Raw genomic sequence first — 11,575 nt, forward strand, 5'->3', positions numbered from 1 at the left:
ACAAAATGGGTTAACCTTCACATCGGCTGGCGACGAAATCGTCTGGCTATCGGTGTTAGCATCACCATTGTGATACTGACTGTTATTTTTGGTCTATATTCGGGGTTCCGTCCAATCTCGCCGCAGGGCATTATCGCCAACCTGTTTTTTCAAGGCACTGGCGTTTTGGCCATTTCGATGGCGGCTTTGCTGATTGGACTCGCCGTCCACCGTCCTCCATCGCCCTTTGATTTTGTCAGAACTCACCCGTTTATTCGACATAAGTCGAGGAGACTGGTGCAGGCGATCCCGATTTTGATCGCTGTGTCCGTATTTCTTCCTGCTTTTTCGGCGATGAAAAGCCAGGTTGGAACGCTCTATCCCTATGATTGGGATCCATTCTTCATCGAACTCGACGTCGCAATTCACGGCACTGATCCATGGCGGATGTTACAGCCTTTTATCGGCTACCCGTTCATAACATTCCTGATCGCCATGGCATACCAGATTTGGATCTTGCTGCTTTACATCATGATGCCGCTGCTGTGCATCTGGATGAGATCCAGAACTTTGGCGAGTCAGGTTCTTACTAGCTATTTTTTGTGTTGGTTCGTCATTGGCGGCCTGTTTGCCAATCTTTTTGCATCGGTTGGCCCCTGTTTTGTCGAACCTTTTTTCGGCGACAGGCACTTTGTTCCTTTGATGGAATATCTGAATGCCGCCAATGCCCAGTACCCGCTAATGTTTCTGGATGTTCAAGCATCCTTGATTGAGTGGCAGCAAAAGGGTGAAAGTGAATTGGGCCGGGGAATATCTGCCATGCCGTCGATGCATGTCAGTGTCGCGTTACTGTTCTTTCTGGCTACGCGAAAATTGTCACAGGCGGCGGGTTGGTTCTTCGGCGCGTTCTTCCTGATCATCCTGATAGGTTCGGTGCATACCGGTTATCATTATGCGGTGGATGGATATGCTTCCATCATCCTGACTTTGGCGATTTGGTTTGGTGTCGGGTGGTTCGTCCGTCGTCGCATCGGACGAACGAAATATGCCGCAAACCGGGGCAGATGATCCCGAAATATCTATAGTTATAGAACTTTAGTAACATATTGTGATTCGGTGCTTTTTTCTGGGACGAAAGTTGTAAAAATACCGCATGGTTAACAAAAAATTAAAATAAGATATTGTTAAAAAAGCGTAAATTTTAGCTGTTGACCATTGGGGGCGATTCACGGGATTGTTGGGGCATCAAGGGTGGACCATAGCGAATGGGCCGGCGCGATGCTGGCAATAATATAACAGGGTCGCGACGGTTCAGACACTACCCTCCTTGATCCTCTTAATCCGGGATAATCCGGAAAAGGGGGACTCTCATATCTATGAATAAGGGGTAGTATTATGCGTAATTTTGTAACTTCGTTCCTGCGTGACGACAGCGGCGCTTCGGCAGCTGAATATGCTCTGATCCTTGCCATCGTAGGCACCGGTATTGCGCTTGCTGCGTTCAATCTTGGTGGCGCTATCAAGGGCGCAATGTCGAGCGCTGAAAAGTGCATCGAAAACAAGAACGGTACTTGCTGATAATTAATACGCCGCCCGTTGCCAATCGCGACGGGCGGTTATCAAGATTCAAATTTACTTAAAGATTGCACTGACGACCGAGGGGGATCGATGTTCGCAAACCGCAATATCATTGTCATCGCGATTGCGGCCGTGTTGGGCATCGCAGCGGTAATTCTGGCTAACAGCTACTTGTCGGGCGTTGAGGAAGGTCAGGTAAAAGCTGCCGAAGAAAACCGTCTCGTGCAGATCGCTGTTGCACGCGTGCCCATGGAATATGGCACAGCTCTTACTACCGAAAATATCCGCATGGTCAGCTGGCCTGCAACCTCTGTACCCGCAGGGGCATTCCAATCCACCAAAGCGCTTCTCGGCGGAGAGGCTCGTGTTGCCCTTCGCCCGATTGAGGCGGGTGAACCCATTCTTCCCGGAAAAGTCACAGGCCCCGGTGGCCGAGCCAGCATTTCGGCGCTGATTGATCCGGATATGCGCGCCGTCGCGGTGCGCATCAACGATGTCGCCGGTGTTGCCGGTTTTGTCCTTCCCAATGACGCGGTCGACGTGTTGTTGACCCGTACTCCCAAAACCGAAGCCGAGGGTCAGGTCGATCCGATCACCGATGTGCTGCTGCAAAATGTACGCGTCATCGCGATCGACCAGGGTGCGGATGAAAAGAAAAACGAACCTGCTGTCGGCAAAACAGCAACTTTGCTCGTCGATCAACAGGGTGCGCAGAAACTGGCACTGGCCGGGCAGGTCGGCAGCTTGTCACTCGCGCTGCGCAACGCCGTCAATCAGGATGTCTTCATGGCGCAAACCGTCGGCACCCGCGATCTGGGCCAGGGCAGCGTTTCGCCCAGCTTCTACAATGCGCCGCGCAGCAGCGGCTCGACCATGGCAGCCAGCCCTTATCCCATCCCTGCGATGCAGGCGGCGATGACGGGTACGGCGCGCGGCCCGGCGGCACCCGCGCGGCCAAAGCCCAAAAACAGCGTGGCTGTGGAAATTGTCCGCGGCACCGCCAGCTCTTCATACGACGTTTCGCGCCACAGGGGGTATTGAGCGCATGGCACATACAGCTTTCAAGATTGGCGTAGCGCTCGCGCTGGCGCTGACCACCGCCCCCGCGGCGCTTGCACAGGGTTTTCACAGCTCGTCCGACGCCGGCCTGCATGCCGGGCAACTCGACGTGCCGCTGAACAAAAGCCAGGTGCTGACGGTCGACCGTCCGTTCGGCAAGGCGATGGTGGGCAATGAAGAAATCGCCGACATCATGCCGATCACCAACCGGTCGCTTTACGTCCTTGGCAAGAAAATGGGCACCACCAGCCTGACCGTCTATGACACCAACAATAATGTCATTTCGGTGGTTGATGTCGCGGTCGGCCCCGACATTGTTTCGCTGCGCCGGCAATTGTCCGAGCTGATCCCCGGCGAAACCATCGGCGCGCGGATTTCGAACGACGCCATCGTGCTGACGGGTATCGTCTCCAACGGCCCCGCCATCGACCGCGCGGTGCAACTGGCGCAGACCTATGCAGGCGACAAGGTCGTCAACATGATGTCGGTGGGTGCCAGCCAGCAGGTGATGCTGGAAGTGCGGTTCTCCGAAATTTCGCGCCAGACGGGCAAGCAGATCGGCCTTTCGGGCTTTGGCTTCAGCGACGGTGGTTCATTTGGTGCAGCCGTGGGCAATGGAGCCGGTCTGGTTCCCGATGCGGGCGGCGCGGGCGTGTTGCGCCTCGATTCCATTACCGGCAGCTTTGGCGTGTTCCGCAAGGCATTCGATATAGCGGGCCTCAACATCGACGCTGTGCTCGATGCGCTCGAACGCAAAGGGCTGGTCAAGACATTGGCCGAACCGACTTTGATCGCGCTGTCGGGCGAAACCGCATCCTTCCTGGCCGGTGGTGAATTCCCGGTTCCAGTCGCGCAGAACAATAGCAGCGGCGGCGGTGGTGGCGGCAACAGCGGTGGCATCACCATCGAGTTCAAACCCTTTGGCGTCAGTCTGGCCTTCACCCCCACGGTGCTCGCCGATGGCGTGATTAACCTGGCGGTCGAACCGGAGGTCAGCTCGATTGACCCGACCGCGTCGATCACCGTCAACGGCCTCGTCATTCCGGGCTTGCAAACCCGGCGTGCGAACACCGTGCTCGAACTGCGCGATGGGGAAAGCTTTGCCTTGGCCGGTTTGATCCGCAAGGATTTCCAGACCACGGTGCGGCAGGTGCCGATATTGGGTTCGATCCCGATTATCGGCTCGCTCTTCCGCTCCTCCGGTTTCCAAAAGGGCGAAACCGAACTGGTCATCGTCGTCACCCCGCGCATTGTGCAGCCGGTGAAGGCCGACCAGATAAAATTGCCGACCGATCGGGTGCAAAACCCGAACGAACTCGACCTTTTCCTGATGGGACGGACCGATAAGGCCACGGGCATCAATCCGCTTGATCCCGACGCGAAACCGCCCGAGGCCCCGAAAACCCCCAAAGCGGAAGGCGCTGACTATGACTATTGATCGCGCAAAAATGCTCTGCTCTGTGCTGGCTCTCGGGCTGCTCTCGAGCTGCACAGCCAATGATCCGGGCATGGGTGACGCCGTGCGGTCCAATTATGCCGCGCAAATCGTCAACCCCGAACCTGAATATGCCGAGCCCATGCCCGCCAATGCCGACCAGACGGCAGCCGCGCAGGAACGCTATCGCAAGGGAACGGTGAAGAAGCCGGTCGGTGTGAAGACGACGACAGGTGGCTCGGGAAGCGGCGGTGGCGGCGGCTCTTCGGGCTCTTCGGGCGGCAATTGAGCTGAAAGCGAAAGGAGTGATTTCGTGTCTTTGTCAGGGTTCAGAAGGTTCAGCCAAGACCAGGGTGCCGCCGTTGCACCAACGGTAGCGCTCGCTCTATTCGCCCTAATCGGCATGGGGGGGCTAGCATTCGACTTCGCCCGCATGGCCAATCTCGACACCGAATTGCAAACCGCCGCCGACCAGGCCGCACTCGCCGCCGCCAGCCAACTTGACGGAATAGCCGGAGCGCGTGCTCGCGCAACTTCTGCTGCCAACGCGCTTATTTCCAACCCGACCCGCTTCGCCAATGATGGAGATACTGCAGCGGTCGGGATCGCCAGCGTGACCTATTATGTCGACAAGGCCGGAACTACCGTAGCGACCAGCGATACCGACGCGAATTTTGTCGATGTAACTGTCGAAACCCGCACCGCCAATTTCGCACTCACGCCTATTGTCGACGCAATCAGTGCGGATATGAGCGCATCTGCCTTTGCAGGAGTCGGCAGTGCCATCTGTGGTGTTGTACCGTTCTTTATCTGCAATCCGACAGAACCTTCGGACAATGACGATAATTATTATCCGGTGGGCGTGGAAACAGGCGTCGGGATTGTGATGGCGGAAGGCGGCACAAGCTGGGGGCCGGGCAATTTCGGTTTCCTCGAGCAATTGGGCACGGGTGCGAACAACGCGGCGGAGGCTCTGGCTTCAAACGCGCTGTTCGGCAGCTGCTCTGCAACTGAAACTGCGACGACCCAAACCGGCAATATCTTGAATGCCGTCCGGGATTCGCTGAACATGCGTTTCGACTATGCCGCAGCCAATAATGCGACCTGCAAGTCGCCACCTTGTTCGCCATCGAACAATTCCATCAAGGACCTTGTCCGTCCTAGCAACAATTGCAGCTGGCAGGAAAACCCGGCTACTCTGGCAAACTACCAAAGCAAGCGGTATCGCCCGAATAGTAATGCTGCGCTCGATAGTTCGATAACACCGGAAATCATGGGTCATCCTCGTGACATGTGTCATGCTTATAGTGCCACAACCTATGCATGTGCATATGGGCGGATAGGTGACGGTATGTGGGACAGGGCGGCATATTTTCGTTCCAACCACCCCGGGGTTAACTGGCAGACCGAAACTGGACTTGGGCCGAATGTTACCCGCTATCAGACCTATTTGTGGGAAGCTGCTGACGCTTCGCGGCGCGGCTCAAAATCTGTCGGAACGCTGGCCTCGTATGGCACACCGCAGGCAGGCCGTTGCGCTGCGCCCGGACTAGATCCAGACCCGGCTGGAATTGACCGCCGCCGCATCACGGCTGCCGTAGTCAACTGCGGAAGTGTTGACAAATCGATCGGCCTGAACGGCAAGAAAACCATACCCGTTGCCGGCTTTATCGACGTATTCTTGGTCGAACCGAGTCTAAAGCGGACACGATGCTCCGCCAAGGATAAGGATTGTGACGACGTCTACACCACGGCGAACGATATTTATGTCGAAGCCATCGGCGCGGCTGGTTCTGGAGAAGGCGGCTCGGTAGCCCAGATTTCCCGCCGCGATGTTCCGAGGCTGATCCGGTAACGGCGCCATGATCAAATGTTTCATCAAAAACGAAAAAGGTGCTGCTGCAGCAGAAATGGCGCTTGTTACGCCGTTGCTGATGATTTTGATGTTTGGCTCATTCGAGCTGGGTAAATATTTCTGGGACAACCACATTGTTGCAAAAGCCGTTCGCGACGGTGCCCGATTTGCCTCGCGCCAGAGTTTTGACAATTATAACTGCACCGGCACCACTGTGAGCGACACGGTACGCGACAATACTCGGAACCTCACTCGTACGAACACAATTGATGGCACAGGAACGGTTCGCCTTTCCGGCTGGACCAATGCTATGATCACGGTCTCGCTACGTTGTGATACCTCCGGCACCTATGCCGCATTTTACAGCGGTATGGCCGGTGTGCCGATTGTTAGTGTTTCTGCCACTGTCCCGTACAGCTCATTGTTTGGCTCCTTGGGAATTGACACAGTGGGCCTCAACCTGATCGCCAATTCAGAAGCTCCGGTGATGGGAATATGACGATGCGAATTGCCATCCGTCGCTTTCCAGCCTGCCAAAATGGGGCATCCGCAGCTGAATTTGCGTTGGTTCTGCCTATCCTGCTACTGTTCCTTTTCGGCATTATTGATATTGGTCGGCTGATGTGGACTCTAAACGGTGCCGAAAAGGCCACGCAAATGGGGGCTCGCGCTGCAATAGTATCCAATTATGTCCCTGGTGGCTTGGCCAGCAAAGATTATGGTGCGGATTTGGGACAGGGAGCGGCTATCCCATTGTCGCAATTCGGTGCCGCGCGATGTACTAAACCTTTGGGTACTGTGACGTGCAATTGCACAACGACGCCCTGTCCGACATTAACGCCGACGAACAGTGACACATTCAATGCAATTGTGACTCGCATGCGCTCCATCGCACCTGCGATTGCTGAAACGGATGTTCGCATAACCTACACAAATTCTGGCCTAGGCTACGCAGGCGACCCGAACGGGGCAGATGTTGCACCGCTGGTTACCGTCGATGCTGTTGGCATCGATTTCACACCGCTCTTATTCCAGTTTTTTGGAGCATCCTTTAACCTGCCGACAATCAGCGCGACCTTAACCATGGAAGATGGTGAAGGCGCTGTTACTGAGTCGAACTAGGACACTATCATGGGCGTTTCTGAATATATCAATTTTACCTCGGAGGAGTGGGTTTTGGACCTGAAGTCGCGTTCCGTTTTGCTGGTCCTTTCCGAAGCCGAGATGACGAGCGCCCATTTTGAAGATGTTGCAATCGGTCAGGCGCAGGTGTTGCTGGCAACGATGGCACCCGATGCTTCGGTGGATGCGGGGCAGTTGGATGCAGCTTCGATCCTGATCCTCGAAATCCGGCCTGATATGCCTGCCTCGCTCGAACGGTTGCGGAATGTGCGCGCGTCGCATCCCAACCTGCCTATCATCGCTGCGATCCGCGATGCGAACGTTTCGCTGGTGCGCATGTTGCTGAAACAGGGTGTGCGCGATGTGGTCGCCTTACCGTTGGTGCACTCCGAATTGGCATCGATCATCGCCGAAATCTGCGATGATCTGGATGCGCATAAGGCCGCGGAGGTCGAACAGGGGCAGCTTGTGTCTGTGCTGAAAAGCATAGGTGGTGTTGGCGCCACAACCATTGCGACGCATCTCGCCGGCGAACTTGCGGCGCGCAGCACTGGAAAAGGCGTATGCCTGATAGATCTTGACCTGCAATTTGGCGATGCCGGAGCCTATATGGGTCTGTCCTCGCAATTGTCGATTGCCGATCTGGTCGCGGCAGGCGCACGGATTGACCGTGAATTGCTGCGCTCGGTAGTTTCGAAGACCGAAAATGGCCTGCACGTCATTCCAGCGCCAATGGATATCATGCCGCTGGAATCGGTCAGTGCCGACCAGATGCTGCGAATTATCGAGCTGGCACGCGAGGAATTTGACCATGTCATCCTCGATCTGCCGACCAACTGGACCAACTGGACTTTGTCTTTGGTGGCGCTGTCGGATGTTGTATTTCTGGTAGCCGAGCTTTCTGTCGCCAGCCTGCGGCAGGCCAAGCGGCAACTGCAACTGCTCGTCAGTCAGGGTATCAGCGGTCAAAAAATTCACGTTGTCGCCAACCGTGTTGAAAAACGCATGTTCCGCACGATCAATCTCGATGATGCCGCGCACGCGCTGGGCCACTCGATCGAATATAGCATCCACAATGACTATCCGCTGGTGCGGGCGGCGCATGACCAAGGTGTGTTGATCAATGCCATCCGCGCGCGCAGCAAAATCGGTACCGATATCGCCGAAATGCTGCCGCTGCTCAGCCAAAGCGCGAGTGATTGACTATGTGGCAAATACGCAAAGCAGACGCCTTTGATGCAAATGCTGTTTCATCAGAGACGGCGAAAAAGACCATTGATCCGCATTCGGGCGACACCGATTATATCGATCTGAAGGTCGAGCTTCACCGTCGCCTGATCGATCTCATCAACCTGTCCGCGCTGGAAACGATGACCCGGCCGCAGATCGAGACCGAAATCGGCGAGCTGGTGCATGAACAGCTGGCGCAGCAAAAGCATGCGCTCAACCATGACGAGCGCAAACAGCTGGTTGCTGACATATTGGACGAGCTGTTGGGCCTGGGCCCCTTGGAGCCATTGCTTCAAGACAACAGCATCACCGACATTCTGGTCAACTCAGCTGAAGTCGTATTTGTCGAACGCAAGGGCGTGCTCGAGCGTGTCGAAACGCGCTTCAAGGACGAAAAGCATCTATTGCGTATCATCCAGAAAATTGTGAGCGCGGTCGGTCGACGGATTGATGAATCCTCGCCCTTTGTCGATGCGCGCCTGCCCGATGGTTCGCGTGTCAACGCTATCGTCCCTCCGCTTGCGGTCGATGGGTCGCTGCTTTCGATTCGTAAGTTCGCCAAAATTCCGATCAATATGGAAAAGCTCAGCGAGTTGGGCAGTGTGCCTGCGCAGATTGCCGAAGTGTTGAAAGGCATCGTCAAGGCGCGACGCAATGTGCTGATCTCTGGCGGCACAGGCTCGGGCAAGACGACTTTGCTCAACGCCATGTCGGCTTTTATCGACGAGCGCGAACGTATCGTTACCATCGAAGATTCCGCCGAACTTCAGTTGCAGCAAAGCCATGTCGCCCGGCTCGAAACCCGCCCTCCCAATATCGAGGGCAAAGGCGAGGTGACACAGCGCGACCTGGTGAAGAATGCGCTGCGTATGCGCCCTGACCGCATCATCGTCGGCGAAGTCCGTGCCGGAGAGGCGTTCGACATGCTTCAGGCAATGAATACCGGCCATGACGGATCAATGACGACCGTCCACGCCAACACCCCGCGCGATGCCCTGTCGCGTATTGAACAGATGATCGGGATGAGTGGCATCGACATTTCGGCCCGTTCGGCGCGTGCTCAGATTGCCTCGGCTCTGAATGTGGTAATCCAGATTGGGCGCTTGTCCGATGGTCGCCGCCGTTTGCTGAGTGTGTCCGAAATTGTCGGCATGGAAGGCGAAACAATCACCATGCAGGAAATCTTCCGCTTCCGCATGCAAGGCCGCGATGAAAACAACATGGTCATCGGCCATTTCGAAGCAACGGGCATCCGGCCGAAATTGCTTGACGAGCTTGCCGCCCACGGCGTGTCGCTGAATTCTGACCTGTTCCGTCCTGACAAGAGGATCGAATAGTGGATCCTGTCGTCCTTCGGGTGCTGGCGTTGATTGTCATCTTCGCCGCCGTTTTTCTGGTTTCCGAACGTGTGCTTGCAATGTCGCGGCAAAGGCACAAAGGGTCGCGCGCGATCAACAAGCGCCTCAAGATGATCGAGGGCGGACTGGATCGCGAGATTGTGACGTCCCGCCTGCGCAAGTCTGCGCCAAACAGCTTTGCCGATATGTCTGGTCTGATTGGTCGGGCCGGGCGTGCGGTCGAACGGTCGGTGATTGCATCGGGTATCCCGTTACCGCCGCATCAGATCATTTTGGGTATGATGATTGCCACTACCGCTGCAATCGGGCTAATCCTGCTCGGCGCGGGACTTGTCGGTTATTCTATCGGATTTGGCACCATTCAGCTCGCCATTGCGCTCGGGCTGTGTTTCGGCACTGGCATTCCCTTGATTGTGCTCTCTCACATGGCTTCGAAGCGCATGAAACGCATGCAGGAGCAGTTTCCTGTTGCGCTCGACATTTTCGTCCGCGGCCTTCGGTCCGGACACCCGATTTCGTCGGCACTCGACCTGTTGACCAAAGAGATGGAAGACCCGCTAGGAACCGAATTTGGCTTGGTCGTAGATGAAGTAGCTTATGGTGCGGACTTGCGTGATGCGTTGCAGAATATGGCGGATCGCTGGGGCATTGATGATATCCAGATGTTTGTCGTCTCGCTGTCGGTGCAAAATGAAACCGGGGGAAATCTCGCGGAGATACTCTCGAATCTCTCTGGCGTTATTCGCGAACGGCATAGCATGTACATGAAGGTACGTGCGCTAAGTTCCGAAGGCCGGATGACGGCGCTGATCCTGACAGCTTTGCCCATTTTGGCATTCAGTGCGCTGTTTTTGACCAATCCGGCCTTTTACATGGATGTCGCGCAGGACCCGATCTTCCCCATCGGCTTTATAGGTCTGATCGTATTGTACCTCATCGGATTTGTTACAATCCGCCGCATGATTGACTTGAAAGTTTAAGATGCTGGCCAATTTCGCCCTTTCGACAACGATGCGCATCTCGCTGCTCGTACTCATCTTCCTGTTAGTCATCGTGCTGGTCATGCTGGCGTCGAACTATTTGCTCAATCGGTCTGCCATTCGCGGACGACTCGAAGAACTGGGATCTGGTGCGGTTGGCTCTAAAGAAGGTGCCAGTTTGCGCCGCGACAGAATTTCGCACGGCTGGGCCCGGCTGACGGACCGCATCGAAAAAGCGGGCATTTCGCTGGTTGACACACAAGGCGATCAATTGCGGGCCAAGCTGATGGCGGCCGGATTTAACTCACCGGCTGCACCCAAGTTGTTCACCCTTATCCGTTTGATCACACTGTTTTTCTTCCCCGGGCTGCTACTGGCCTATGCGCTGTTCAGCGGCACCGAAGTCTCGCCGATGAAGCTGTACATCTTCGGTGTGCTGCTGGCGATTTTCGGTTTGTACTTCCCCAACCTGTTTATCACGGCAAAGGCGGATCGTCGACGTGAGGAAGTCGTCAACGGCTTCCCTGACTGCCTTGATTTGATGCTGGTCTGCGTAGAGGCGGGCTTGGGCATGGAGGCGGCTTTTGACCGGGTCGGTCGGGAAATGGTGCATTCGCATCCACTGGTGGCCGAATTGCTCTCCACCGTGACACTTGAATTGCGCGCCGGTGCTTCACGCGAACAGGCGTTGCGCAAGATGGCCGACCGTTCGCAGGTCGACGAAATCAAATCTTTTGCAACGCTTCTGATCCAGTCGGACAAGCTGGGTTCCAGCGTTGGTGATACGCTACGTGTCTATGCCAATGAGATGCGCGAAAAACGTCGGATGCGGGCTGAAGAGAAGGCACACCGCCTGCCCGTTCTGCTGTCTATTCCGCTTGTCGCCTGCATGCTGCCGGTAATGATCGGGGTCTTGATGTTGCCCGCTGTAATACGAGTGATACGCCAAATTGCGCCCGCTTTGGCTGGAGGAGGATGA

At 55.8% G+C, this 11,575-nt stretch carries 12 protein-coding genes; all 12 read left to right on the forward strand.

Features of this window, described 5'->3' with window-relative positions; all coding sequences use genetic code 11:
- Positions 1-69 precede the first annotated feature (69 nt).
- The 12 genes from DXH95_RS15475 (at position 70) to DXH95_RS15530 (ending at position 11,575) form a co-directional block, all read left to right on the forward strand.
- Positions 70-1,047 carry a phosphatase PAP2 family protein gene (locus tag DXH95_RS15475; protein WP_115550456.1) on the forward strand — a complete coding sequence of 326 codons (978 nt, stop codon included), beginning with the start codon at positions 70-72 and terminating at the stop codon, positions 1,045-1,047.
- 327 nt (positions 1,048-1,374) lie between these two features.
- The gene (locus DXH95_RS15480; protein ID WP_115550457.1) at positions 1,375-1,557 is read left to right on the forward strand and encodes a Flp family type IVb pilin; all 183 of its coding nucleotides are present in this window, start codon (positions 1,375-1,377) and stop codon (positions 1,555-1,557) included.
- Positions 1,558-1,647: 90 nt separating this feature from the next.
- Positions 1,648-2,598, forward strand: coding sequence for a Flp pilus assembly protein CpaB (cpaB, locus tag DXH95_RS15485; RefSeq protein ID WP_115550458.1), 951 nt, complete (start codon positions 1,648-1,650; stop codon positions 2,596-2,598).
- 4 nt (positions 2,599-2,602) lie between these two features.
- Positions 2,603-4,054 carry a type II and III secretion system protein family protein gene (locus DXH95_RS15490; RefSeq protein WP_115550459.1) on the forward strand — a complete coding sequence of 484 codons (1,452 nt, stop codon included), beginning with the start codon at positions 2,603-2,605 and terminating at the stop codon, positions 4,052-4,054.
- A complete protein-coding gene (locus DXH95_RS15495) occupies positions 4,044-4,340 on the forward strand; it encodes a hypothetical protein (RefSeq protein ID WP_239016692.1) in 297 nt (98 codons plus the stop codon). The genes DXH95_RS15490 and DXH95_RS15495 overlap by 11 nt, the downstream gene beginning before the upstream one ends.
- Before the next feature lie 24 nt (positions 4,341-4,364).
- Positions 4,365-5,906 (forward strand): pilus assembly protein TadG-related protein, encoded by a 1,542-nt coding sequence (locus DXH95_RS15500; protein ID WP_147291766.1) that lies wholly within the window; start codon positions 4,365-4,367, stop codon positions 5,904-5,906.
- Between the two features lie 7 nt (positions 5,907-5,913).
- Positions 5,914-6,405: a TadE/TadG family type IV pilus assembly protein gene (locus tag DXH95_RS15505; RefSeq protein ID WP_115550461.1), complete on the forward strand. Its 492-nt coding sequence runs from the start codon at positions 5,914-5,916 to the stop codon at positions 6,403-6,405.
- Positions 6,402-7,028 carry a TadE/TadG family type IV pilus assembly protein gene (locus DXH95_RS15510; protein WP_239016693.1) on the forward strand — a complete coding sequence of 209 codons (627 nt, stop codon included), beginning with the start codon at positions 6,402-6,404 and terminating at the stop codon, positions 7,026-7,028. Before DXH95_RS15505 ends, DXH95_RS15510 begins: the two co-directional genes overlap by 4 nt.
- A gap of 9 nt (positions 7,029-7,037) precedes the next feature.
- Positions 7,038-8,231, forward strand: a complete 1,194-nt coding sequence (locus tag DXH95_RS15515) for a CpaE/TadZ family protein (RefSeq protein ID WP_115550462.1) — start codon at positions 7,038-7,040, stop codon at positions 8,229-8,231.
- A 2-nt stretch (positions 8,232-8,233) separates the two neighbouring features.
- Positions 8,234-9,595 (forward strand): TadA family conjugal transfer-associated ATPase, encoded by a 1,362-nt coding sequence (locus DXH95_RS15520; protein ID WP_115550463.1) that lies wholly within the window; start codon positions 8,234-8,236, stop codon positions 9,593-9,595.
- Positions 9,595-10,596, forward strand: a complete 1,002-nt coding sequence (locus DXH95_RS15525; RefSeq protein WP_115550464.1) for a type II secretion system F family protein — start codon at positions 9,595-9,597, stop codon at positions 10,594-10,596. Before DXH95_RS15520 ends, DXH95_RS15525 begins: the two co-directional genes overlap by 1 nt.
- Position 10,597: 1 nt before the next feature.
- Positions 10,598-11,575, forward strand: a complete 978-nt coding sequence (locus DXH95_RS15530) for a type II secretion system F family protein (protein ID WP_115550465.1) — start codon at positions 10,598-10,600, stop codon at positions 11,573-11,575.

Origin of the sequence: Sphingorhabdus pulchriflava (genome assembly GCF_003367235.1) — a bacterium.
GTDB lineage: Bacteria > Pseudomonadota > Alphaproteobacteria > Sphingomonadales > Sphingomonadaceae > Sphingorhabdus_B > Sphingorhabdus_B pulchriflava.